Raw genomic sequence first — 24,106 nt, 5'->3', positions numbered from 1 at the left:
GCAGGGCCGGCCCAGCCGGATCTCACCGCGGCCGGCGGGCGGGCCGCCACCCGCGAGCTCGTTGCCCGCCGGTCGGACCTCCCGGCGGTGTTCGCGCTGAACGACGGCACGGCGGTCGGTTCGCTCGCCACCGCAGATCTCCACCCTGCGGGTTGCGGCTGGTTGTGGCGGGGCTGCGCCCGGGCGTGACACCGCAGGTCTGTGCGACTTCCCGGTCTCGCACAGACCTGCGGTGGGTCGCCGCTACTGGGGCAGGGCCCAGATCTGGTTCTGCTGGTTGGCCTTGGAGATGCCGCAGCCGTCGACGATGAGTGGGTTGCCGTTCGTGGTGAGGGAGTAGTAGTCGTCCAGGCAGAGGTTCAGGCCGGTGTTCTTGAGGAAGCCGTTGCGCTGGTAGGCCCACTGCTCGGTGGCCCGTCCGTCGCAGGTGTTCAGCTTCGCCCAGTATCCGACGTAGCGGCTGTCGGTGCTCTGGTAGACCGCGTCGAGGCACTTGCCGAGGGTGCGGACGGTGCCGTCGCCGGGCAGGGCCCATCGCTGATTGGTGCCACCCGTGCACTGGTACAGGGTGACCGGGTTGTCGGGGCCCGTGGCGGCGTACGCGTCGTCGACGCAGGTGCCGCCGATGCCGGTGAGCTGGCCGGTGGGCTGCTGGCCGGTGCAGCCGGTGCCGGGGGTGATGCGGTAGATGGCGGTGCCGTGGGCGGGGACGGTCGCGCTGATCGCACCGCTGGTCGTGGACGTGGTGCCCGACCAGAGGTCCTTGACTGTCGCCGAGCAGCTCGCGCCGGCGAAGCCGATTCCGTTGAGGGTGGTACCGGCGGTGGTCGGGGTGGAGCTGCGGTTGAGCAGTGCGACGGCGCGGTCGCCGTTGGACAGGGGTCGGGCGAGGACGTCGATTGTGCCGTTCTGGGAGACGATGCCGGCCTGCTTGCCGAGCGTGTCCTGATCGATGGCGAGGACGTCGCTGTTGGTGAGCGTCGTGAGCGACGCCGTCGAGAGCGCGGAGACGTCGGTGCTGAGGATCAGCGGCGAGGCCATCATCGACCAGAGGGCGAGCTGGCTGCGGGATTCGTCGTCCGTCAGGTGGTCGCCGGTGATGAGGAAGTCCGGGTCGTTCCAGCTGCCGGGGGCCGAGTAGCGGGCCAGGGGCGCGTTGTAGCCGTACTGGGTGAGCACGCCGGCCTGGTTGCCGGTCTTGGACCAGGCGGATCCCGCCGCGTTGTACATCTTCACGTCGTAGCCCTCGCGCCACAGCTGGCCGCTCTTGCTGGCGGCGTCGATCACGCTGTACCAGTCCGCGAGGTCGGACTTGCCGATGTAGAAGTAGGCGGGGGAGGATTCGGAGAACACCATGTCGCGCTTGCTGCTGTTGGCCTTCATCGCCGCGCCGAAGTCCTTGTAGGCCTGGCTGTAGCCTGCGGCGTTGTTCGAGGCCGAGGGCATGTTGCAGCCGTCGAGCTTGATGTAGTCGACGCCCCAGGAGGCGAAGGAGTCGGCGTCCTGCTGGAAGTGGTTCCAGCTGCCGGGGTAGCCGCCGCAGGTATAGGTGCCGATGTCCTCGTAGAGGCCGAACTTCAGTCCCAGTGCGTGCAGTTGCTGGCCGATGTAGGCCATTCCGCGCGGGAACCTGGTCGAGTCCGCGACCAGGTTGCCGGCGGCGTCGCGGCTGTTGCCCATCCAGCAGTCGTCGACGGTGACCGTGGTGAAGCCCTTGGCCTTCAGCCCCTTGTCCACCAGCGCATGGGCCTGGGCGAGGATCAGGGTCTCACCGACGCCGGCGTCGCCGGTGTTGGGGTTGTTGGGCGTGCAGCCGAACCGCGCCCAGTTGTTGAAGCCCATCGGCGGCGTTACGGCCAGCGAGTTGCCGTTCGGGCTGGTCGCGGTCGGCGACGCGGCTGCGTTCGGGACGAGCAGTGCGCTCGACATGCCGACGACGGCGCAGGCCATCGCTACGGCTGAGCTCAGGGATATGGCGCGGCGGGGGTTTGCCATGGGGTTGGTCTCCTGACCGGAGTGAGGAAGGCGGCGCTTGCGGATGTCAGAAGGGCCCGTCTCGTCCAGAGCTGATTAACCGTCACCTCGGTAGGGGTGAAGCCGGAGGTGGGGAGGCGGGGGCTGGCGGTTGTTTTCTATCGCCAGATGTTCATTATTGGCAAGAGATTCGCCTTTTCGATCAGAAACGTGCATTCATGGGGTGCTCGGTGGCGAGTGCGGCGGGCTGGGCGTACTGCACCCGGTGCCGGTGCCGGTGCCGGTGCCGCGGGCGCGCTGCCCGCTTGCTGCGGCGACAGCAAGCCGGCCTGCCGACCGCGAGATGAGGTGCGTGCGGCGCCGACCGTTGGTCACACGGCGATCCGCTGCCACTGCTGGCTCGGGTCGCCCGAGTCGCTCTGCTGCACGATGGCGGCCAGGTCGGCGACGGCATCGCCTTGCACCGCAAGGAGCTTCCCGGACCGGACGCAGAAGATCTTCACGTAGCCGCCGCCGGCGCCGGCCAGTGTCCAGCGCTGGGTGGTGCCGCCGGCCCAGGGCATGGCGGGGCTGGAGGTGGCCCGCGCCCCGCGCGCCGCGTCGGCGAGCTGCTTGGTGGCACCGGACAGCCATTACGGATTGACGGTAGGTCAGAGAGCTTCGGAACAGTGCCCGTTGCCGAAGTCGGAGCCCCACCACGTGACCACGCCGTTGTTGGTGTGCCAGCCGCGGAGGTTGTCGCCGTTGCCGGTCTCGTAGAAAGTGGTGCGCGCGGAGCACAGGCTCAGTGGGGCAGCCCAGCCGGGCCGGCGGACCATCGCGCGGTCCATGCCGTGGAAGACCGTCGCGCCGGGCGGCTCGACACCGGCCACGACCGTGGCATCGTTCACCAGCGCTTGGGTGCGGGCGGGTTCGCGCCGATGTACCCGTCCGTCGCGGAAACCGAGCCGTAGGGAAGATCGGTCCGCAGGAGCCGGCAGCGGTGCAGGGCGGCGGAAAGGGTGTGTCCAGGTGCAGGCTCCTTGCCGGTGGGCAGTGCGCGTGCCGAACTGCCGGCGCGACTCGGGACTCGGGACACGGTCGCGGGCACCCGGCGCGCGGGGGTGCGGCCGACCGTCTTCACCGTTCTGCTGGAACGACCGCTCCGCAGGACTGCCGGATGGTGAGGCCGGGCCGCAGCAGGATGCTGCGGGGCGGGTGGTCGGGGTGGCGGAGGCGGTGGAGCAGCAGTTCGGCCGCGGTGCGTCCGACGAGGTACTTGGGCGGGGCGACGGCGGTGAGGGGCACGTCCGGGATGTCGGCGATCTCGTCGTCGTAGGCGACGAGGGCGAGGTCCCCGGGGACGGAGAGATCGGCGCGGCGCGCCGCGGACACCAGGAGGGCGGCCTGGCGGTCGCCGAAGCACAGGGCGGCGGTGCATCCGGCGGAGCGGAGGTGGGCGAGGGCACGGTCGGCGGTGGCCGGACCCCACTCCTCAAGCGATGCCTGGAACCGGATCGGGACGGCGCCCAGTTCGGCGATCGCCTGGCGATAGCCTGCCGCGACCGGATCGGCGGTGGGGCTGGGGGATCGCAGGACCAGGCCGATGGTGCGGTGCCCGAGCTGGGCCAGATGCCCGACCGCCTCGTACGCCCCGGCTTCGTGGTGTGTGCACACGCTGTCGTTGGCGGCCCTCAGGGAGGTGTCGCGTCGCTCGATCAGCACTGCGGGCACGGGGAGTTGGGCCAGTCGGCTGAGGTACGTGTCGGTGGGTTCGGGGCCGGTGAGCGTGGGTGTCAGCAACAGCCCGTCGACGCCGGCGTCGAGCATCTCGTGCAGAAGCTTGCACTCGAGTCGCTGGTCGTACCCGGAGCAGACGAGCTCGACGCGCGCGTCGGCCTCCGCGCGCACCTCCTCGATGCCCCTGAGCACGTGTGGGTAGTAGAACGTCGTCGACGGTACGACGACACCCATCAGGAGCCTACGCGCCTTGGTGACCTGCGGTGTCCGGACATACGTCCCCGAGCCCTGGCGCCGGTCCACCAGCCCCTCGGCGACCAGGTTGTCCACAGCGCGCCGGACCGTACTGATCGAGACCGCAGTGTCCGCGGCCAACTCCTTCTCGGTCGGCAGGCGGGTGCCCGGCTGCCGGATGCCGTCGAGGATCTCCCGGCGCAGCCGGTCGGCGAGTGCCAGGAACTTCAACTCGGCGGGCCCCTCCACCATCACCACTTCCTTGTGGGTACTGCTCAGCGGCCGCCGAGGAGGCGCCTGCGGGTCAGCCCATGATTTGCCGCGGTGACCCGGAAGTCAACGGGGTGTTCGCCCAATGAACTGCGCATGAATTCAACCGCCCGGTCATCCGGTCGCCGGCCGTTGACCGCCCGGACCTCGCTGCCTACCGTTCTGGCCGTTCAACGGATCCGTCGGCCTCCTGGAGCACAGCGCGGTGATCGCACGCGCTCGGAAAACGCTCTCGGAAGCTCGGACCATCGGTGCCGCCGGTGGTCCGGTCGCCCTCCTCTGCTTGTGTCGCCATCGATCACGCCATGATCAACAGTCGTCCCAATCAAGAGAGTTGATATGTCCATACACCGAGGACGCCCACGCTTTTTACCCAGCGGAGCGGTGGGCGCGGTCCTCGCGGTCCTCACCGCGATGATCGGCGTCTGTGTGCCGACCATCGCCCATGCCGCGACATTGACGTCCATCACGATCGACGGCACCAAGCCGGGCCTGACGTTCGACGGTATCGGGGCTGCGTCCGGCGGCGGCGGCAACTCCCGCCTGCTGATCGACTACCCCGAGCCGCAGCGCAGCCAGCTGCTCGACTACCTGTTCAAGCCCGGCTACGGCGCCTCGCTCCAGAGCCTGAAGATCGAGATCGGCGGCGACACCAACTCGACCGACGGCGCCGAGGCCTCCATCGAACACACCAAGGGTGCCGTCGACTGCAACCAGGGCTACGAGTGGTGGGTCGCCGAGCAGGCCAAGGCGCGCAACCCCGGCATCAAGCTCTACGGCCTCGCATGGGGCGCGCCGGGTTGGATCGGCGGCGGGAACTTCTGGTCCCAGGACATGATCGACTACCTGATGTCCTGGTTCGGCTGCGCCGCGCAGCACGACCTGTCGATCGACTACATCGGGGGCTGGAACGAGCGCGGTTACGACAAGACCTGGTACGAGAACCTCCGGAGCACGCTGAACACGAAGGGCTACACCTCGACCAAGGTGGTCGCGGACGACGGCTTCGGCTGGGGCGTCGCCGACGACATGGCGAAGGATCCGGCGTTCAAGGCGGCGGTCGACGTCGTCGGGTCCCACTACGTCTGCGGGTACCTCAGCAGCGGCGCCACGTGCAACAGCACCGCCACCGCGCAGGCCCTCGGCAAGCCGCTGTGGGCCAGCGAGAACGGCTCCCAGGACACCGACACCGGAGCCGCTGCCGTGGCGCGGGCGATCAACCGCGGTTACATCGACGGCAGGATGACCTCGTTCATGAACTGGCCGGTGATCGCCGCCCTGTACCCGAACGAGACGTTCTCCACGGACGGCATGTCGGTCGCGGCCCAGCCCTGGTCGGGCAACTACCGGATCGGCAGGACCACCTGGGCCACCGCGCACACCACGCAGTTCACCAAGCCCGGCTGGCACTACATCGACTCGGCCGGCGGCTACCTCGGCGGAGCCAAGGCGAACGGCAGCTACGTCACGCTGAAGTCGACCAACAACACCGACTACAGCACCGTCATCGAGACGATGGACGCCACCGCTTTGCAGAGTGCGACGTTCACCGTCAGCGGCGGCCTGTCCACCGGCAAGGTGCACGTCTGGGCGACGAACCTGAAGTCGTCGAACTCCGCCGACCACTTCGTCCAGGCCCCGGACGTCACGCCCGTCAACGGCACCTACACGCTGACCCTGCAGCCCGGCTACGTCTACACGGTCACGACGACCACCGGTCAGGGCAAGGGCACCGCCACACCCCCCGCCGCCACCCCGCTCGCGCTGCCGTACTCGGACAACTTCGAGACCGCGGCCGCCAGCACCTCGCCCAAGTACTTCGCCGACATGAACGGCGCCTTCGCCACGCACACCTGCGGTGCCTCCCGCGCCGGCACCTGCCTGCGCCAGATGGCGCCCACCCAGCCGATCAACTGGACCCACGAGAGCTACCACGCGCCCTACACCTTCATGGGCGACGGCTCGTGGAGCAACTACACGGTCGGCACGGACGCCCTGTTCGAACAGGCCGGAACGGTCGAGGTACTGGGCCGCATCGGCACGCAGGGCAAGAACAACCAGGGCCTGAACGCCTACCACCTGCAGCTTTCGGACACCGGCGCGTGGACCATCAAGCGAAGCGACACCGTCCCGGACCCGAACAACGCGGGCAGCACCACGTGGGCCTGGACCCAGCTGGCGAGCGGGACCGTGGCGGCCCTGGGCACGAACACCTGGCACACCATCGCGCTGAAGATGGAGGGCTCGACGCTCACCGTGGTCATCGACGGTACGACCGTGGGCACGGCCACGGACGCGACCTACACCAGCGGCCCGGCCGGCCTCGGCGTCACCGGCTACCAGACCGAGCAGTTCGACAACTTCGCCCTCACTGCCGGCACCGTCTCCTCCCACACCGGCCCGATCACCTCCGGTGTGCCGGGCAAGTGCGTCGACGACAACGCGAACTCCAACGTCAACGGCACCCACGTCCAGATCTGGGACTGCAACGGGACCAACGCCCAGAAGTGGACCTTCACCAACGGCACCCTGCAGGTCAACGGCAAGTGCCTGGACGTCACCGGCCGCGGCACCGCGAACGGGACCCTCGTCGACCTGTGGGACTGCAACGGCGGTGCCAACCAGCAGTGGACCCCGCAGCCCGACGGCACGCTGAAGGGCACGCAGTCCGGACGCTGCCTCGACGATCCCCGTGGCACCGCCACCAACGGGACCCAGCTGGACATCTGGGACTGCAACGGCGGGTTCAATCAGAAGTGGACCCTGCCGTAGGGATGCTCCGCGCATCCGCCTGACAACGCTCTGACACCGCCTCGTGAAGGCGGCGTCCCGGAGGGGCGGGCACCCCCGCCCGCCCCTCCGTCCGACCTCTCCGCAGAAAGGAAAAGGGAGCATGCGTAATTCCAAGCTCGGGCCCGTCGTGCCCACCAGTCTCGTACCCAGGCGCAGGCGGGTCCTTGCCGGGACGGCGTGCGCGATCATGCTGGCCTGGACGGGCCTCCAGGTGCAGACCTCTGCCACGGCGGCGCCGGCCGCGACCGCCGCGGTCGGCACTCCGGTCTACCTGAACACTTCGTACTCGTTCGCGGCACGCGCGGCCGACCTCGTGTCGCGAATGACGTTCGCCGAGAAGGCGGCGCAGCTGAACGTCCAGATCGCGCCGGCGATCCCCCGATTGGGGGTGCAGGACTACATGTACTGGAGTGAGGGCGCGCACGGGATCAACTACCTGGGCGCGGGGACCAACGTCGCCGGGGGATCGGACCACCCCCCGGCGACCAGCTTCCCGGTGAACTTCGCCTCGTCGATGTCCTGGGACAAGGACTTGATGTACCAGGAGACCACCGCGATCTCCGACGAGGCCCGCGGATACCTCGACAAGAGCCTCTTCGGTGTCGCCCCCAACAACATCGGCAGGTCGAAGAGCGACTACGGCTCGCTGACGTTCTGGGCGCCGACGGTCAACATGGACCGCGACCCGCGCTGGGGCCGCAATGACGAGGGCTTCGGTGAGGACCCGTACCTGGTCGGTCAGATGGCGGGGGCGTTCGTCAACGGCTACCAGGGGAACACCACGACCGGGCAGTCCACGAACGGCTATCTGAAGGTCGCCGCCACCGCGAAGCACTTCGCGCTGAACGACGTCGAGAAGATGCGCAAGGCCGCCGACTCGGTGGCCACCGACGCCGACATCCGCAACTACTACACCGCGCAGTTCAAGAGCCTGATCGAGGACTCCCACGTCTCGGGTCTGATGACGTCGTACAACGCGATCAACGGGACCCCGGCGGTGGTCGACACCTACACGAACAACCAGATCGCGCAGCGCACCTACGGCTTCGGCGGGTACACCACCAGCGACTGTGGTGCCATCGCCACCGTCTACGACCTGCCCACCGCGAGTTCGTCCGTCGCCGGGCACAACTGGGCCCCGCCGGGCTGGACGACCGACGGCCTGGGTGACAACTCGACCTGGACCAACACCGCCACCGGGGCCAAGATCTCGGCCAAGGCCGGGGCCCAGGCGTACGCGCTGCGGGCCGGCACCTACCTGAACTGCGACGGCGGCGAGAACACGGTGGCCAACCTGCAGGCGGCCATCAACGTCGGGATCCTCAGCGACGGCGTCATCGACACCGCGCTGACGCGGGTCTTCGCCATGCGCATGGCGACCGGTGAGTTCGACCCGGCGAGCAGCGTGCCCTACACCTCGATCACCAAGGCGAACATCGAGAGCCCGGCGCACCAGGCGCTGGCCGAGAAGGTGGCCACCAACGACCTGGTGCTGCTGAAGAACGACAAGCCGGCCTTGGCCACGGCCCCGCTGCTGCCGCTGAACGCCGCGAAGCTGAACAACGTGGTGATCCTGGGCGACATGGCCAACAAGGTCACGCTCGGGGGCTACTCCGGAACCCCGACCACCCAGGTCAACGCGGTGCAGGGGCTGACCAGCGCGATCAAGGCGGCCAACCCGGGCGCGAACATCCTGTTCGACGCGGCCGGCACCTCCAGCACCTCCACCTCGGCCGCCACGCTGAGCGCCTCCACGCAGACCGCGATCAAGAACGCCGACCTGGTGGTGCTCTTCGTCGGCACGAGCATGAGCAACGCCACCGAGAACGTCGACCGCTCGAACCTGGACATGCCGGGCAACTACCGTTCGCTGATCACCCAGACGACGGCGCTGGGCAACCCCAACACCGCCATGGTCATCCAGTCCAACAGCCCGGTGAAGATCGACGACATCCAGGCGCCGATCCCGTCGATCCTCTTCAGCGGCTACAACGGCCAGAGCCAGGGCACGGCGCTGGCCAACGTGATGCTCGGCAAGCAGAACCCGTCCGGCCACCTGAACTTCACCTGGTACAAGGACGCCTCCCAGCTGCCCGCGATGAGCAACTACGGGCTCGCCCCGGCAGCCACCGGCGGGCTCGGCCGTACGTACCAGTACTTCACCGGCGCTCCGACCTATCCGTTCGGCCACGGCCTCAGCTACACCAACTTCGCCTACTCGGCGGCCACGGTGGACAAGAGCTCCGTCACGGCCGACGGCACGGTCAACGTGACCTTCACGGTCACCAACCAGGGTTCCGTGTCCGGTGCGGCCGTCGCCCAGCTGTACGCGGCCACTCCCAATGTGACGGCCCCTGCCGGAACGACCGCCGTTCCGTTGCCGGCCAAGCGTCTGGCCGGGTTCCAGAAGACCCAGGTGCTGGCCCCCGGCGCCGCGCAGAAGATCACGCTGCCGGTCAAGATCGCGGACCTGGCGTTCTGGGACTCCTCGGCGATGAAGTCGGTGGTCTACGACGGGACCTACCGGTTCCAGGTCGGCTCCAGCTCGGCGGCCATCGCCTCCACGGCGGACGTCACCGTCTCCGGCGCCCTCACCCCGAGGGTGCAGTACGTCACAGTGCAGCCGGAAAGCGTCGTGTACAACATCGGTGACACGATCGACCTGACCGGGAAGAACCGCTGGATCAAGGACGACACCACCGGCAGCACGACCCAGGACCGCAACCTGGGCGTGACCGCCGACCACGTCGTCGAGGCCGTCAACAGCGACCAGTCGTTCGTCAACCTGAGCGGCGCGACCGTCTCGTACAGCAGCAGTGACACCTCCGTGGCCACCGTCAGCAGCGCGGGCAAGGTCACCACGGTCGGTGCCGGCACCGCGACCATCACCGTCACGGTCAACGGCGTCAACGGGTCGGTCCCGATCGTCGTCACCGACCCGCTGGTGAACGGCGGCGTCTACGAGATCACGGCCGCGGGGCAGGCCATCGACGATCCGAGGGCCACTACCACCCCCGACACCCAGCTGGACGGCTGGGCGTCGAACGGCGGCACCAACCAGCAGTGGACCGCCACGCAGAACAGCGACGGCACCTGGCAGTTGAAGAACGGCGCCTCCGGACTGTGCATGGACGTACGGCACGCCTCGGGCAGCGCAGGCGCCGCCGTCATCCAGTGGACCTGTACCGGAGCGACCAACCAGCGCTGGAGCATCGACTCCCACGGCGGTGGCTACGCCCTGAAATCGGCCAGCAGCGGCCTGGTGGTCACCGAGGCGAGTGCGAGCAACGGCGCTCTGCTGACCCAGCAGCCCTATACCGGCGCAGCAGCACAGAGCTACACCTTCACCAAGGTCGGCTGACCACAGAGCAAGGCGTCCGGGCCGTCCCGTAGGGGGATGACCCGGACGCCTCTCTGTCGTCGTGCGCCGCGCTGTGTGGACGGCGTTTCGCAATCGTTACCGAGCCGGGCATCGACAGTCCGGGCTTCGCGCACATATAAGTTTTGCGGACTGACAAATTGGCCCCGCGGACCCATGGCGGGCGGCCACCGCAGTTCTCCGCGTGACGCGTCATCACCCTGAGAGAGACGAATTCCATGATCAAGAGATCCGCTTCGACGTGCCTGTCCGCCGGGCTTCCGCTGCTCCTGGCCCTGGCGGCCTGCGGCTCCGGCGGTTCGGCCTCGCCGGCCGGCGCCGGAACCGGGAACGCGGTGAAGGGCAAGATCGGAGTGATCCTCCCCGACACGAAGTCCTCGGCCCGTTGGGAGTCCGCCGACCGGAAGTACCTGGAGACCGCATTCAAGGCCGCAGGCCTCCCCTACGAGATCCAGAACGCGCAGGGCGACAAAGCGCAGTTCCAGACCATCGCCGACCAGATGCTGACCGACGGTGTGACGGTGCTGGTCATCGTCAACCTGGACAGCGGCACCGGAAAGGCCGTCCTGGACAAGGCCAAGCAGCAGGGCGTGGCCACCATCGACTACGACCGGCTCACCCTCGGCGGCAGCGCGAAGTACCACGTGAGCTTCGACAACGTGGCGGTCGGCAGGCTCCAGGGCGAGGGCCTGCAGAAGTGCCTCGCCGCGGAAGGCAGGTCGAGCGCCGACATCGCCTACCTCAACGGCTCGCCCACGGACAACAACGCCGCGCTCTTCAAGCAGGGTTACGACGGTGTGCTGTCGAAGGTGGCCGGCTACACCACGGTCGCCGACCAGTCCGTTCCGGACTGGGACAACCAGCAGGCCGGCACCGTCTTCGAGCAGATGTTCACCCAGCAGGGCGGGAAGATCGACGGCGTGCTGGCGGCCAACGACGGCCTCGGAAACGCCGCGATCGCGGTGCTGAAGAAGAACGGCGTGAACGGCAGGATCCCCGTGACCGGCCAGGACGCGACCGTTCAGGGCCTGCAGAACATCCTCAACGGCGACCAGTGCATGACCGTGTACAAGGCGGTCAAGCAGGAGGCGGACGCCGCCGCCGATCTCGCCGTCTCCCTCGCCCAGGGCAAGGAGGGCGCCACCACCGCGACCGCGCACGACCCGGTCGGGAACCGGGACGTCCCCTCGGTGCTCCTGACGCCGGTCGCGGTCACCAAGGAGACCATCAAGACGGTCGTCGCCGACGGCTTCGTGAGCAAGGACGAGCTGTGCGCCGGCGAGTACGCCGCCAAGTGCTCGCAGGCCGGAATCAGCTAGAGCGACCAAGGTCCGTCGCACAGCGGCTCGCTGACGCGACGGCCTGCGCGACGAGGAAGAAGACATGACTGAACCAATCCTGTCATTGCGACAGGTGAACAAGAGCTTCGGCCCCGCCCACGTCCTGCGGAACCTGGACTTCAACGCCTACCCGGGCGAGGTCATGGCGCTGGTCGGCGACAACGGAGCCGGAAAGTCGACGCTCACCAAGTGCATCGGTGGGATCCATCCCATCGACTCCGGCACCTTCCGGTTCGACGGCCGCTCCGTGAAGGTGAACGGGCCACGCGACGCCTCGGCCCTCGGCATCGAGATCGTCTATCAGGACCTCGCCCTCTGCGACAACCTCGACATCGTCGAGAACATGTTCCTGGGACGGGAAGAGCGTTCCGGCCTGGTTCTCGATCGGACGGCGATGGAGGAGAAGGCCGTCAAGACGCTGGCGGGACTCTCCGTCCGCACGGTCAGCTCCGTGCGGCAGCGCGTGGCAAGCCTGTCGGGCGGGCAGCGGCAGACGGTGGCCATCGCCCGGGCCGTGCTGTGGAACAGCAGAGTCGTCATCCTGGACGAGCCCACCGCCGCCCTGGGCGTCGCCCAGACCAGCCAGGTCCTCGACCTGGTGAGGCGGCTGGCGGACGCCGGTCTCGCCGTCATCCTCATCTCCCACAACATGAACGACGTGCTCAGCGTCGCCGACCGGATCTCCGTGCTCTACCTCGGGCGAATGGCGGCCGAGGTCAAGCGGGAGGACGTCGACCACACCCGGATCGTCCAGCTGATCACGGCCGGGCGCTCCGGGGATCTCGGGCTGACGCCCGAACAGACCGGAGAGATCACCCAAACGACGGACGGAGCCCAGGAATGACCTCCGTGACCGAGTCCACGGGCAGCCGGAACCCGACCACCCAGCAGGGCGACCGGGGCCGAGTGCCGAGATCGGACCTGGCGTCCCACCTCGCCGCATACGGTGCGCGGCTGCGCGGCGGGGAGATGGGCTCGCTGCCGGCCGTCCTCGGACTGGTGGTGCTCTGCGCCGTCTTCGGCGCCCTGCGCCCCACCTTCCTGACGGAGGGAAACCTCGCGAACCTCTTCACCCAGGGCGCGGTGATCACCACCATCGCCATGGGCCTGGTGTTCATCCTGCTGCTCGGTGAGATCGACCTCTCGGCCGGTTTCGTGAGCGGTGTCGCAGGCGCCGTCCTCGCGGTCACCCTCACCAAGCACGGCTGGCCCCTGCCTGCCGCGCTGGCTGCGACGATCGCCACCGGAGCGGTCGTCGGACTGCTGCTCGGAACGCTCGTCGCCCGCGTCGGCATCCCGTCCTTCGTCGTGACCCTGGGCGGCTTCCTCGCCTTCCAGGGCGTGGTGCTCATCATCATCGGGCAGGGCGGGAACATCCCGGTCACCGACCCGACGATCGTCGCCATCCAGAACAAGAACCTGACGCCGTCCCTCGGTTGGGTCCTGTTCGTCCTCGTCGCCGGCGGATACGCGGCTCTCAAGGCGCTCACCGCCCGATCCCGCCGCCGAAAGGGGCTGGCGGCAGAGCCGGTCGCGGTGGCCGTGGCGAAGACCGCCGGCGTGGCGCTCGTCTCCGCCGCCGCCGTGGCGATCCTCAACCAGGAGCGCAGCCGCAACGTCCTGGTGGTGAGCCTCAAGGGCGTGCCCATCGTGGTGCCCATCCTGGTGGCCCTGCTGGCGGTGCTGACGTTCGTCCTCGGGTACACCCGCTACGGCCTGCACATCTATGCGGTCGGCGGCAATGCCGAGGCTGCTCACCGGGCGGGCATCAAGGTCGCCAGGATCCGTACCTCGGTGTTCGTGATCGGGTCCACGATGGCCGCGTTGGCAGGTGTCCTCGCCGCGTCCCGGGCGAACTCGGTCGACCCCAACGCCGGCGGCAGCAACACGCTGCTCTACGCGGTGGGCGCGGCGGTCATCGGGGGCACCAGCCTCTTCGGGGGCCGGGGACGCGTGGTCGACGCGGTCGTCGGCGGCGCGGTCGTCGCCGTCATCGACAACGGCATGGGCCTGCTCGGCTACAGCTCGGGGGTCAAGTTCGTGGTGACCGGACTGGTACTCGTCCTCGCCGCCGGTGTCGACGCGCTCTCGCGGCGCAGGTCGGCGGTGAGCGGCCGATAGTCCGGTCGGTCTGACGGCTCGGTCGCCGACTCGGCCACTTCGCAGAACTGAGCCTTTTCTGGGCGGCCAGCGATCGGGTGACGGCCGGCCGGCCGTGGACGTGGGAGCAACGGACAGGGCTCCCAGGTGGTCGAGGGAGGTGCCTGACACCTCGCTCATCCACCGGGGAGCCCTCGTCGTCACCCGGGAGGGTGACCGCCGGTGCAAGCTCCGCCCCTCCCAGCGGGCACTGGTTGCAGTGGTGTACCTGCGCAAGCACGACACCCTGGCCCAGGTCGCGGCCGGCCTCCGGATCAGCGTGGGCACCGCCGAGGTCGAGCCCGCCACCGCCGAGTGGGTGAACTGGTACAACCACCGCCGACTCCACGGTGGGACAGGCCACGTCCCGCCTGTCGAATACGGAGCCAACTACTACCTGACAGCCACGAAACCGCTGGTCACAGTCACACCACGGGGTCTCCGGCCAAGCCGGTGCGGTTCACCAGCAGCGCGGTGAAGCAGGTTGTCTCGTTGGTCGTGTCGGGCAACCGCAGTTGGGTGACGGTCCGGCCGTCTGCGGTCATCGCGGCCAGCAGGTGGGCGGCGGTCGAGGTGTCGTGACGGGAGCCGCGGGCGGCTCTGCCGTCCACGGCGACCGAGTCCGGTCCGATGACCTGGCGGATCGTGGCGGCAGACGGTGGCAGACTGGCGGCGCAGCGAAGCCCCGGTGGTTCAGGGCGACTTGGGAAGGTCACCCCGTTCAACCGGAGCTTCGTTGCATGCGTGACGGTCCGACCCGGAAACCCCGCACCACCGTGACCTGCGGACTCACGTGCTCACCAGGACTTTGGAACAGCCCTGCCCCCGTCGTCGTTGTCGCACCTGATCTTGTGGGACAGGAATGACGACGACAGGATCAGCCGCGCGTCCATTGCTGGCCGGAACTTCCGTTGCAGTTCTGGAGCTCGACATTCGCCCCGTTGGAGGTCGACGCGTTGACGACACCCACGCAAAGCCCGGACGCGACGCCGCGGATGGTGCCGTCGGACTCGAGTGACCATTGCTGGTTGGTGCCGCCGTTGCATTGCCATGTGATGAGATTTGTGCCCGCGGTAGTGCCCTGGCGCGTGGCATCGAGACAGCGAGCCTGGCCGGCGAGCCGACCGCCAGGATAGGTCGTCCACGTCTGGCTGTCCCCGTGGGTGCATGACCAGATGCCGACCGGGTTGCCGTCGGTACTGGCATTGAAATCGTCCAGGCACTTGCCGGACGCCTTCGAGATCAGCGTTGACGCGCTGGTTCCTGTGAACCCGCGGGTCACATGGGCGTCGTTGCCGCTCTGTGCAGCTTGGTAGTTCGCCTGGCCAAGGCAATCGCCACCGTACTCGGAGTTGGCAGTGCTCTTCCCGGTCAGGCCGCCAGCGTCGGTGGAGGTGGGGCCGCCGAAGACCGCGTCGGACCGGGGCATCATGGCGCAGTCGGGGACCTGCAGGTAGTACTCGACGAAGCCGGCCTGGTAACGGCCGAGATTGCCGCTGATGGGTGCCAGCGTGTAGGTGCCGATGTGGATCGACGTGCCGGTGGCGCTGTCGGTGGCCGTCCCGGTCCAGGTGTCCGTGCCTGTGCGGGCGACCTTGAGGTTGTACTTGTGGCCGTATACGGCGTCGAAGTCCACGCCACAACTGACCCCCGAGCCGCTGTCGGCACCAGGCTTGCAGTTGGCGTCGGCGCTGGAGGTCCCGTCACCGAAGACGGAAAAGACGCCGTGCAGGCGCTCCTTCCCGTCCTGGTTGAGTCTCGGCTGCAGACCGATGTAGCCAACGTTGCTGCCGAAACTGAACTGTTGCGCGAAATAGATGCCGCCCTGGTGCGCGGTGGCGCTGTTGACGGTGATAGGGAAGGTGATGTTGGTCAACCCCGAGGAAGGGGCGTTCGGGATCGACCAGCCGATTGACACATTGCCTCCACCGGTCACCGCGGCGGCCGGGTCCGACACACACAGCAGAAGCCCGGCTGCGGCGATCGCGGTCCCGGCGAAGCGGCCCTTCGCACGCTTTGACATGTGTTTCATCCGTTCAGTTGATATAGGGAAGGAGTTCGCGGAGTCTGCGGAATGTCCACCTCTGGAAGGATCTCGGTCCTCGGGTGTCCCGCAGAGGAACGGGGGAATCTCACGATCGGGTGCCGATGAGTCGGGTCGGCGACGATCGGCCAGGATCGGATCCATCAGCCTTCTGGTTCCCACGAGCCTTCTGGTCGCCTCGTTGGCGCGTTCCAACGGCCGGGGATGTCGCGGGATGTGCGAGAAAGGGCCGGGAAGTGGCTTCGCCGATCGGCGGCAGTCTCCAGGAAGTGCGAGTGGGAGGCCCGTCTCGGTGGGCCGGGGACGACGCCTCGGAAGAGCGGTGCCCACAAGGCTCGCGCTGTGGCCGGCCCCGGTCAAGAGGTGATGGAGCACATCAATCGGCCAATTGAGCTGGCGTCGTCAAGGTGGGGACGAACAGCTGCGGGTTGGCTTCTTCCACTTCAATCAAGAGGCAGCGTTTGCCGGTGAGGCCTGCAGTGCTCGAACCAGCGAATGGTTGCGCGAGGCGTTCCAGCTGAGCCCTCAGCCCGAATCCACCGGTCAATGGCCGGTCCAAGGTCCGAGCTGAAAGCGGAGATGCCACCGGGCCAGGGCGGGCCGGACTGAACAGGACCCGCTCACGCAGGGGCCAGCCGCGCGCTCCACCACGTCCGGCGCTGGTGACGCCTCGTCACCCACCCGGCCCGCAGTCGGCCCTTCGGCGAACAGGTGCCACCTCCTCGCGGGCGATCCGCGCGTGTGCTCCAGCCGCTGCCGGGCCGCCTCCGCCTGCACCTCCGCCTCCCGCAACATCTCCAGCCCGGACTCCGGAGGCGGGCACCGCCCGGCCCGACAACTCCTTCACCACGGATCCGAGCTGGTCGTCGAGACGGAGCGTGCGGCGCTGGTGGCGCTCCGCGACGCCGGGAACCTGCTCGCGGAACGTCTGCCGTGAGCAGCCGAGCACCGGGCACACCAGCCGCTGCAGCCTCGCCGGGACGACGACCTGCCGGCCGTCCACCGGCACGTCCGCCACCGTCCGATGCGTGACGCCGGCACGGTCCCCTGGGTAGAGGAACACGGGGAACAGGTAGTTCTACGGCTGTGTGAGGCGCTCGGCCGAGCGAACGTTGAGACATCGCCCGATTTGTCTGCCTCTGGGAGTCCCGATGACCACCCAAGCCGTCCAGCCCCCGTCCTTCGTGGCGAGCTCCTCCCCGTCGGACCCGGCAGTGTGCGCAGTGGCTGCGGTTCCGCAGTCCGTGACCGCGCTGCGGAGTTTCGCCAGGGATGTGGCCCGGCGCTGGCTGCTGCCCGACGAGGTCGAGGAGGCGCTCTGCCTGGTGGTCACCGAGCTGGTCACCAACGTGGTGCTGCACAGCGGGAGCCCGGAGGTGACGCTGGTCCTCGGCCGGGGCCGCGCCGGCGTCACGGCCGAGGTCCGGGACACCGGCCGGTGGAGGGCTCGCGCCGGCCGCCGCGCCGTCGAAGCGGACGCCGACGCCCTGTTCGGACGAGGTCTGCAACTGGTCGGCGCATACGCGACGGCATGGACGAGGACCACCACCGCCGCCGGCACTCGGGTCATCGCCCATTTCGCCCACTGAGCTGTCGGGAACCCCAGGAGAGAACGCCATGGATGTCACAGCCACGATTCAGCACGGGGAGCGCCCCGCCGCCGCCTACCTGCGATGCAATCCCTCCGGCGCCTCGCAGATCGATTGGTACCGATACGAGCTGGGCAGGTTCGCCGCTCTGCTCGGGCTGCCGGGGCCGTCGTTCTTCGAGGACACGGGACCGCTTCCGGGGGAGACGCCGCCGGCACTGGCATCTCTGCTGGATCTCGTGGAGGCCGGCGTCTTCCAGGCTGTGCTGGTTTCCCGATCGGCCGTCCTGGTGCCGGACGGCATGACGACGACCGACTTCGTCGACATGATCGCTGCCGCCGACTGCCGGATCATCGAGTTTCCCTGCCTGAGTAGGCCGGTCCAGGCGTCGGAGGTGTTGTTCGTGCGGTAGTCCCCGCGCGCTGACGAACGTACGGACCTGGCTTAGACCGACCGGCAAATGGATCACTTGAGGCGTCGGGTGGTGGGCCGGCCGTCCCAGCGGTAGCGGCTCGTTGCCCGGCGGATCAGCATGCGGAGCGTGACGAGGGCGGCGGCGAGGTAGAGGTAGAAGTCCACGACGCTGCCGCTCCTCTCGGTGCAGCGCCGGAGCTTGCCGTAGTCGTTCATCCACGAGTGCGTGCGCTCGACCACCCAGCGCTTGCCGGCCTGGATCGGGGCGGGCACGCCCTTGCGGGCGATCTCCGCGGTGAAGCCCAACTGGGCTATCAGCGAACGGGACTTGGCGCTGTCGTAGCCGCGGTCGAGGTTGACGTTGACGGCTTCCGGCAGCGCGCCGACCTGGTCCTTGGCGGCGTCCAGGGTCGGGCCGAGCAGGGGCGAGTCGTGCCGGTTGGCCCCGTCGGAGACGATCCCGAGCGGGACGCCGCAGGCGTCGGTGGCGACGGAGCGCTTCAGACCCTGCTTGCCCCGGTCGACCGGCGAGCGCCCGGCCTTGTCACCGCCGGACGGGGCCTTGGTGATACAGCCATCCACCGAGATCTCGCCCAGACCGAGGCCGATCATCCGGTCGTAGGCCTCGAGCGCGAGAGCGTGCACAGATTCGGAAATCCCTTGCTCGGCCCACTCTTTGACACGCCGCCTGATCGTGCGGTCGGAGCATCCAGGGGTGGAGACGCGCTCGTAGCCGGAGCCGTGGACCAGCGCGAGCACGATGTGCTCGAAGACCGTCCGGTCAGCGATCCGGCGGCGGTGGCAGCCCAGCGGATGGTTCGCGACGAACGCTTCCCGGGCAGGCAAGAGTGCAGCGAACTGGTCCCAGAGGGGTTCGAGCAGGCAAGATGGCAGCGCGGGCACGGCCGTCCTTCGTGATCACTGAGCGTAGAGAACTCCATGATCACGTGGACCCGTGCCCGTACTGCATCCACCCCGCCTTACGTGCGACAGCGACTGCCTATTGCCGGTCGGTCTTAGCTTGAATTTAAAGGTTGCCCCTCGGCGTTCCGGTCGAGGGGTTGTCCTTTTTGCTCTGGTTTTTTCCGACGGGATGGCGGGGTGCGGGGGCTGAGGTGCTGCCGGTGGGGCGGCCTGGGCCGGGGCGGGTGGCTTTCGGCGGGTTCGCGGGAGTGCCGACAATCCGGCGGATCCGGTGATAGCCGCGGCGGACCCTGGCCGGGGTGAGGCGGCCGGGGTCGAGGGGTTTCTCCCAGGGGCGGCGGAGGTCCTCGGCGAGGGGACGGGCGAGGCGGAGTTGCGTGTGGGCGGCCACGAGGAGCCAGGCCCACCGGTCGGCCTGTTCGGGGTGGCGGAGGCGGGGCCGGGTGAGGCCGAGAGTCTGCTTGAGGAAGCGGAACGTGTGCTCGAGGTCGAATCGCCGCAGGAAGATACGCCACAGCCGGTCGACATCGTGGGCAGTCGCGTCGGGGACCGAATGCCACAGCCACAACGGTTTCGGGTCCCGGTTGCCTGGCAGGTGCTCGACCACCAGGTGAACCAACGTGCCTTCGACGATGGGAAGTTCGCCCTCGTGGCCGGTCCAGCCGCCCTGGCGGCGTTCCAGCTTCGGGTGCAGGCGCCCCCAGCAGCGGGCGGTCACGGCGCCGAACCGGTCATGGCGGGTGGCCGACTCCTGGACCGGATCCGGATGCGTGGCCGAGTGGGCGAGGCGGAACTCCTCCCCGTGGCGGGGCTGCCGGCCGGGCCACGGTCCCTTGCGGCGGCCGGCCGGGTGGTGCATCACGCGATCGGAGCGGATCCGGCCGAGCAGCCGCACCGGCTCCTCGCGCAGCAACCAGGTCAGGCGCACGATGTCGTAGCCGGAGTCCAGGACGAACAGCACCTCGGGGTCGCCGTCGCGCCACTGCCCGGCCTCACGAAGCCGTTCCAGCAGGTCGCGGATCTGGGCGGCGGTGACCGCCGTAGGATCGTCGCCAGGCCCGATACGGACCGCGTCGAGCACCCCGGTCCAGGACGAGCGGCCGCCGCCCAGCGCGGCGGCGACCTGGTACGGCCAGCCTGGAATCGTCTGCCGGACGCCGTCGCACCGGCACGGCCGGTAGCAGTGCAGGCGGGCCGGCGAGCACTCCGCGTCAGGCCTCGGCCAGGGCGTCACGTCCACCGCGATCGACAGTTGCCGATCCGCCCCGCGCGGCAACTCAAGCGCGGCCAGAGCCAGCCGCAGTCGTCCGACATCGATCCGGCCGTTCGCCAGAGCGTCGTACATCGCCCCGTGGCCGCGCCGGTGCACCGACTCCAGGCTCAACTCCGGCAGCGACACCACCGGCCCGTCCGCACACAGCACCGCGTCCACCAGCTCGAACAACGCGTCCGCGCGGCGCGGCAACGCACCGAACAACTCCATCCGAAAGGAGGACAGTTCGACCAAACCCGACATCTGCACAGCCGCATGGACCACACTGGACACCGACGACCTCCGACCCGTTGTGAGACTCGACATCACACAGCGTGAACCAGAGGTCGTCGCCATTTCCGGCGAATCCCCATGTGGGTGAACAGATCGGGCATCAGGCGATCACGGAAGGTTAAAACTCAAGCTTAGACCGACCGGCAATTGGGGGGCGGCGTCGCGGCGCCCGGGCTGTCGCCTGGACTGCGTTGTCGTCAGTCGCCGCAGCTCCGCTGCTGCTCCCTCCTCCGCCTTGCCAGACTCGGCCCGAACACCGCTCCTTCACCCACCCCCCCAATTGCCGGTCGGTCTTACGTGCAGGTATTGCTGCTCCCGTGCGGACACGCCGGGGTGATGCCGACCTGCCGGTCGAGTCGACAAGCTTCGTGGGACGGCGACACGAGGTCGGCGCCGTCAAGGCTGCCCCGTCAGGGGCCCGAGAGGTGAAGCCGACGGGAGTCGGCGGCATCGGCAGGACGCGGCCGGCACTGCGGGTCTCCGCAGAACTGCGCCGGGCCTTGGCGGGACGGTGTGCGGTGCGGGCACTGGCGACGAGCGGCCGCCAGCCGGGGGGTCACGGGCGAGTATGTCCTGCACCTTCCCGAGGAGGAGCCCGGGGAGGTGCAGGTCCGGTTTCTGGAGACTCTGGCCCGGTACGGGCGTGCCCGGATGCATGAAGCGGGCCGGGAGAAGGAACTGGTCCGGCGCCACCGTGACCGGTACCTGCAACTGGCCGAGGGGATGCCGGCGCAGTGGCAGGGGCCCGACCAGTTGTCGTGGTCGCGGCTGCTACGCCGTGAGCACTTGATTCCCCTTCAAGTCTGCCTGTTCGAAAGGGAGTGACAGGAAGGGGCGAGTTTGGTGGGTCCCCAGGGAGCCTCGCGATGAGCTGCGTGTGGGACCTTGACAGCTGTGGTGGCCATCGGGTGATCATGGCTCGTGACTCGCGATCTGTCGACGCCTCCCGTCATTCTGCCCGGTTCGCTCGCCGGCTCCCCTCAACCCGTCCTGCCCGCCGCGCAGGGTCTGTTGCTGCGTCCTTGGGAACCGGCTGACGCAGCGGCATTCCTGTTCGCATACCAGGATGAAGACATCCGCCGGTGGCACACACGCCGCCCGTGGTCCGAGACCCGTGTCCGGGAATGGTTCGACCGCTATCGCCAGGACTGGGAACAGGAGAAGGGCGGCCACTGGGCGGTTACCCGTGACGGTGGTGAAGTGCTCGGCCGCATCAAGCTGGGCAACGTGAACTTCGACGAAGGCATCGCCGACATCGGCTACTGGGTCCTCCCGGCAGCCCGCGGAGCCGGTGTCGCCCCACGCGCCCTTTCAGCGCTCAGCGTCTGGGCCATGAATGAGATCGGTTTTCCCCGCCTGTGCCTGGACCACTCGACGCGAAACCACGCCTCCTGCAGGGTCGCCACAAAGTCCGGCTATGTGCTGGAGGGGACCAAGCGCAGCGCCGGGGTGCATGACGATGGTCGGCACGACATGCATCTGCATGCGCGCGTCCGGGATGTTTGAACCCGGCCGGCCGGACGGCTCTGACGGTCGCGGCGTCCTGACGCGGGTGACGTCGTCAGGTACGGACTCGGAGAGTGAAGCCTCGGATACCTCCAGGGTGCGGACGGCGAAGTCGAAGGCCTTCGTGTGACCGACCCTTGTGACCACCGTCACCACGAGACATTCCGTGGAAAGCGGCGGTTCGGTCGGCTATGTGGACCACTGTCAGCGGAACAATGCGCCGGGCATTTCCGTGGATTCTATTCCTCTGCTGCAGTCCGCGTCCTGCTGGCCTTGGCCAGAGACCAGATCGGAGAGTTCGACCAAGCGGCCTCAGCCGGGAGGGATGCACGGAGCCACTGCATGAAGCACGGTGATCAGTGGTACCTCTCCTGGGCGCTCATCGCACTCGGCTTCGCCGAACTCGGCCGCCTCGATCCGACCGCAGCGACCGATTGCGGTCGTGAAGTCCTCCGGATCGCGCAGTCCTTCAGCGATCTCACGGGCACCGGGCTGGCGACCTTGCTGATGGCGGGGGCGAGCGTCGTCATCGGTGAGAACGAGCGGGGCGCCGTACTTCTCGGTGTCACCGAGCGGCTGGGCGAGAAGGCGACACTGCTGAGGGCCATCACCTTCTACGACAGCACGACGAAGCTCTTCGGGGCGATGGCTCGCAAAGCCCTGGGCGAGGTCGCGTTCGAGGCCGCCATGGCCCGCGGGCGCGACTTCGGCGTCGACCGGGCGGTCGACTACGCGCTCGACACGACCGGCGGTGACGATGTGCGGACACCGGCCGAGCCGACCGAGCCCACAGGGCCGGCCGAGTCGGTCGCACCTGGCAGGGAGCTGCTGAGCAGCCGCGAGTGGGATGTGGCCACGCTGGTCGCGGAGGGGATGTCGAACAAGGAGATCGCCGCAGCGCTGGTCATCTCCCAGCGCACTGCCGAGGGGCACGTCCAGAAGATCCTCGTCAAGCTCGGGTTCACCTCCCGCACGCAGGTCGTCGCCTGGGTCGCCGGGCGCGTGGACACCTGAGTGCGGCGGTGTCGGCGCCGCGGTTCCGGGGGTACGGGCGGGAACAGGTAGTACTACGGCTGTGCGCACGGTTCGGGTCGAGGAATGTGGAGATATCACCCGATTCCTTCGACTGCCGGGAGCCCCCGATGACCACAACAGCCGCGCAACCCCGGCCCTTCGTGACGGGTGCTTCCCGTCCGGACCTGACCCTCACCGCGCGCCAAGACCGTCTGGTGCCTCCTGGTCTGACGCAGTCGGGGCCACGTGTGGCCCGCCGGTCCCCGCCTTCGGACGCTTCGCCGAGGGCGGGGACGGCTGGACTCCGGCCCGAGTGTCCGCACGCCCGGCCCGTCGCATGCTGTTCGGTAGATCAGATTAGATCATTCGATCTATTTACTGCGTATGTGGGCGTAGTGCGTTGACTTGATCAGATGGTCGGCCTACCGTAAGGGAATGCCTACCGGTTCCGGTAGGTCCGGGCTCGTCAGCCTGGACTCTGTGCTCGTTCGCCCGTCGGCAGCGCTGTTGAGGAGTTCGCACCTCCCGCAGCATCGCCGGGGTCGTCTGTGAGTTCGACCGCGCCTGGGGTGACACCACCCGGTGCGCTCGGCTCCAGCTCATCTCAGCTTTCCGCAGTCCGGCCGGTGAGCCGCCGGAGCGTGAAGGAGCTCCCCATGATCAGTGCCGAGAAGACCACCCCTCCTGCCCGAACGGCATCTGAGGCTTGGTCGAGGCCGCGGACCGAGAGCGCCGGATGTGTCCTGTCCGCGGTGGCGGCGTCCGTTCCCGTGCTTCGACGGTTCGCCAGTCGGCTGATCAGGCTCTGGTGCCTCCCGGAAGCCGTCGAGGAGGCCGTCACTCTCGTCGTGACGGAGCTGGTCACCAACGCCGTACGGCACAGCGGCAGCGCCGACGTCGCTCTCGTGATGGCCACAGCCGAAGGCCGGCTGACGATACGCGTCCGGGACTACGGACTGTGGCGGCCCCGGGACCCGCGTCCGGCGGACGACGAGGCGTGCGGTGGCCGGGGCCTGGACCTCGTGGACGCCTTCGCGGTCACCTGCGAGGTCCTCTCGACCGCAAGCGGCACCCAGGTCACGGCGGAGATCGCGCTTCCGACCTGACCCGACTGCCGTCCGCGCCCAGGCCGCGGGGCGGGGGAGTGCCACGCAGACGACGCTCTGTCGGCCCGGGAATGCGGCCAACGGCATCGACCTGGCCACCAACGCCCGCCTGCTG

The 24,106-nt window shown here is 68.6% G+C and carries 19 protein-coding genes and 3 pseudogenes; 13 read left to right on the top strand and 9 right to left on the bottom strand.

Features of this window, described 5'->3' with window-relative positions; all coding sequences use genetic code 11:
- Positions 1-243: 243 nt before the first annotated feature.
- The 4 genes from OG689_RS03860 to OG689_RS03845 all read right to left on the bottom strand — a co-directional run bounded on the left by OG689_RS03860 (position 244) and on the right by OG689_RS03845 (position 4,179).
- Positions 244-1,995, bottom strand: a complete 1,752-nt coding sequence (locus OG689_RS03860) for a ricin-type beta-trefoil lectin domain protein (protein WP_266317750.1) — start codon at positions 1,993-1,995, stop codon at positions 244-246.
- A 350-nt stretch (positions 1,996-2,345) separates the two neighbouring features.
- Positions 2,346-2,603, bottom strand: coding sequence for an RICIN domain-containing protein (locus OG689_RS03855; protein ID WP_266326848.1), 258 nt, complete (start codon positions 2,601-2,603; stop codon positions 2,346-2,348).
- 21 nt (positions 2,604-2,624) lie between these two features.
- Entirely contained in the window at positions 2,625-2,864 is a 240-nt protein-coding gene (locus OG689_RS03850; protein WP_266317749.1) for a polysaccharide lyase family 8 super-sandwich domain-containing protein, read from the bottom strand.
- Positions 2,865-3,093: 229 nt separating this feature from the next.
- Positions 3,094-4,179 carry a GntR family transcriptional regulator gene (locus OG689_RS03845; protein WP_266317748.1) on the bottom strand — a complete coding sequence of 362 codons (1,086 nt, stop codon included), beginning with the start codon at positions 4,177-4,179 and terminating at the stop codon, positions 3,094-3,096.
- Between the two features lie 402 nt (positions 4,180-4,581).
- Between OG689_RS03845 and OG689_RS03840 the strand changes: the two genes are divergently transcribed.
- The 7 genes and pseudogenes from OG689_RS03840 to OG689_RS03815 all read left to right on the top strand — a co-directional run.
- Positions 4,582-6,969, top strand: coding sequence for a ricin-type beta-trefoil lectin domain protein (locus OG689_RS03840; RefSeq protein ID WP_266317747.1), 2,388 nt, complete (start codon positions 4,582-4,584; stop codon positions 6,967-6,969).
- Positions 6,970-7,090: 121 nt separating this feature from the next.
- On the top strand, positions 7,091-10,351 hold the full coding sequence (locus tag OG689_RS03835) for a glycoside hydrolase family 3 C-terminal domain-containing protein (protein ID WP_266317746.1): 3,261 nt from the start codon (positions 7,091-7,093) through the stop codon (positions 10,349-10,351).
- Between the two features lie 236 nt (positions 10,352-10,587).
- Positions 10,588-11,688 carry a substrate-binding domain-containing protein gene (locus tag OG689_RS03830; RefSeq protein WP_266317745.1) on the top strand — a complete coding sequence of 367 codons (1,101 nt, stop codon included), beginning with the start codon at positions 10,588-10,590 and terminating at the stop codon, positions 11,686-11,688.
- Between the two features lie 64 nt (positions 11,689-11,752).
- The gene (locus tag OG689_RS03825; protein ID WP_266317744.1) at positions 11,753-12,553 is read left to right on the top strand and encodes an ATP-binding cassette domain-containing protein; all 801 of its coding nucleotides are present in this window, start codon (positions 11,753-11,755) and stop codon (positions 12,551-12,553) included.
- Between the two features lie 5 nt (positions 12,554-12,558).
- A complete protein-coding gene (locus tag OG689_RS03820) occupies positions 12,559-13,830 on the top strand; it encodes an ABC transporter permease (RefSeq protein WP_266317742.1) in 1,272 nt (423 codons plus the stop codon).
- Positions 13,831-13,969: 139 nt separating this feature from the next.
- Positions 13,970-14,140: pseudogene (locus tag OG689_RS44725) on the top strand (transposase family protein); the annotation flags it as partial.
- Positions 14,138-14,326, top strand: a pseudogene (locus OG689_RS03815) (hypothetical protein); the annotation flags it as partial. The pseudogenes OG689_RS44725 and OG689_RS03815, both read left to right, overlap by 3 nt.
- On the opposite strand, the gene OG689_RS03810 reads toward OG689_RS03815, so the two are convergent.
- From OG689_RS03810 to OG689_RS03800, 3 genes and pseudogenes are all read right to left on the bottom strand, one after another.
- The gene (locus OG689_RS03810) at positions 14,274-14,459 is read right to left on the bottom strand and encodes a hypothetical protein (protein WP_266327775.1); all 186 of its coding nucleotides are present in this window, start codon (positions 14,457-14,459) and stop codon (positions 14,274-14,276) included. The pseudogene OG689_RS03815 and the gene OG689_RS03810 sit on opposite strands and share 53 nt — an antisense overlap.
- 266 nt (positions 14,460-14,725) lie before the next feature.
- Positions 14,726-15,871 carry an RICIN domain-containing protein gene (locus tag OG689_RS03805; RefSeq protein ID WP_266317740.1) on the bottom strand — a complete coding sequence of 382 codons (1,146 nt, stop codon included), beginning with the start codon at positions 15,869-15,871 and terminating at the stop codon, positions 14,726-14,728.
- Between the two features lie 844 nt (positions 15,872-16,715).
- Positions 16,716-16,916 (bottom strand): annotated as a pseudogene (locus OG689_RS03800) (ISL3 family transposase); the annotation flags it as partial.
- Between the two features lie 127 nt (positions 16,917-17,043).
- Between OG689_RS03800 and OG689_RS03795 the strand changes: the two are divergent.
- Both OG689_RS03795 and OG689_RS03790 read left to right on the top strand, forming a co-directional pair.
- Positions 17,044-17,481, top strand: coding sequence for an ATP-binding protein (locus tag OG689_RS03795; RefSeq protein ID WP_266317739.1), 438 nt, complete (start codon positions 17,044-17,046; stop codon positions 17,479-17,481).
- Between the two features lie 28 nt (positions 17,482-17,509).
- Entirely contained in the window at positions 17,510-17,893 is a 384-nt protein-coding gene (locus tag OG689_RS03790) for a recombinase family protein (RefSeq protein WP_266317736.1), read from the top strand.
- A gap of 53 nt (positions 17,894-17,946) precedes the next feature.
- On the opposite strand, the gene OG689_RS03785 is transcribed toward OG689_RS03790, so the two are convergent.
- Positions 17,947-18,798 carry an IS5 family transposase gene (locus OG689_RS03785; protein ID WP_266276092.1) on the bottom strand — a complete coding sequence of 284 codons (852 nt, stop codon included), beginning with the start codon at positions 18,796-18,798 and terminating at the stop codon, positions 17,947-17,949.
- Positions 18,799-18,922: 124 nt separating this feature from the next.
- Positions 18,923-20,335 (bottom strand): NF041680 family putative transposase, encoded by a 1,413-nt coding sequence (locus OG689_RS03780; RefSeq protein ID WP_266317147.1) that lies wholly within the window; start codon positions 20,333-20,335, stop codon positions 18,923-18,925.
- A 633-nt stretch (positions 20,336-20,968) separates the two neighbouring features.
- Here OG689_RS03780 and OG689_RS03775 point away from each other — a divergent pair.
- From OG689_RS03775 to OG689_RS03760, 4 genes are all read left to right on the top strand, one after another.
- The gene (locus OG689_RS03775; protein WP_266317730.1) at positions 20,969-21,190 is read left to right on the top strand and encodes a hypothetical protein; all 222 of its coding nucleotides are present in this window, start codon (positions 20,969-20,971) and stop codon (positions 21,188-21,190) included.
- A 96-nt stretch (positions 21,191-21,286) separates the two neighbouring features.
- Complete coding sequence (locus OG689_RS03770) at positions 21,287-21,871, top strand: GNAT family N-acetyltransferase (protein ID WP_266317727.1); 585 nt, start codon at positions 21,287-21,289, stop codon at positions 21,869-21,871.
- Between the two features lie 342 nt (positions 21,872-22,213).
- Positions 22,214-22,885 (top strand): helix-turn-helix transcriptional regulator, encoded by a 672-nt coding sequence (locus OG689_RS03765; RefSeq protein WP_266317723.1) that lies wholly within the window; start codon positions 22,214-22,216, stop codon positions 22,883-22,885.
- A gap of 656 nt (positions 22,886-23,541) precedes the next feature.
- The gene (locus tag OG689_RS03760) at positions 23,542-23,991 is read left to right on the top strand and encodes an ATP-binding protein (RefSeq protein ID WP_266317717.1); all 450 of its coding nucleotides are present in this window, start codon (positions 23,542-23,544) and stop codon (positions 23,989-23,991) included.
- Positions 23,992-24,106: the final 115 nt, after the last annotated feature.

Source organism: Kitasatospora sp. NBC_00240 (assembly GCF_026342405.1).
Classification (GTDB): domain Bacteria; phylum Actinomycetota; class Actinomycetes; order Streptomycetales; family Streptomycetaceae; genus Kitasatospora.
This window is presented reverse-complemented; position numbering and strand designations above follow the sequence as displayed.

Bases quoted from the DNA above. Each gene is read 5' to 3' on its own strand.
- OG689_RS03860 (WP_266317750.1), bottom strand. From the start codon at position 1,995: ATGGCAAACCCCCGCCGCGCCATATCCCTGAGCTCAGCCGTAGCGATG.
- OG689_RS03845 (WP_266317748.1), bottom strand. From the start codon at position 4,179: ATGGTGGAGGGGCCCGCCGAGTTGAAGTTCCTGGCACTCGCCGACCGG.
- OG689_RS03835 (WP_266317746.1), top strand. From the start codon at position 7,091: ATGCGTAATTCCAAGCTCGGGCCCGTCGTGCCCACCAGTCTCGTACCC.
- OG689_RS03830 (WP_266317745.1), top strand. From the start codon at position 10,588: ATGATCAAGAGATCCGCTTCGACGTGCCTGTCCGCCGGGCTTCCGCTG.
- OG689_RS03825 (WP_266317744.1), top strand. From the start codon at position 11,753: ATGACTGAACCAATCCTGTCATTGCGACAGGTGAACAAGAGCTTCGGC.
- OG689_RS03805 (WP_266317740.1), bottom strand. From the start codon at position 15,871: ATGTCAAAGCGTGCGAAGGGCCGCTTCGCCGGGACCGCGATCGCCGCA.
- OG689_RS03795 (WP_266317739.1), top strand. From the start codon at position 17,044: ATGACCACCCAAGCCGTCCAGCCCCCGTCCTTCGTGGCGAGCTCCTCC.
- OG689_RS03790 (WP_266317736.1), top strand. From the start codon at position 17,510: ATGGATGTCACAGCCACGATTCAGCACGGGGAGCGCCCCGCCGCCGCC.
- OG689_RS03780 (WP_266317147.1), bottom strand. From the start codon at position 20,335: ATGTCGGGTTTGGTCGAACTGTCCTCCTTTCGGATGGAGTTGTTCGGT.
- OG689_RS03765 (WP_266317723.1), top strand. From the start codon at position 22,214: ATGAAGCACGGTGATCAGTGGTACCTCTCCTGGGCGCTCATCGCACTC.
- OG689_RS03760 (WP_266317717.1), top strand. From the start codon at position 23,542: ATGATCAGTGCCGAGAAGACCACCCCTCCTGCCCGAACGGCATCTGAG.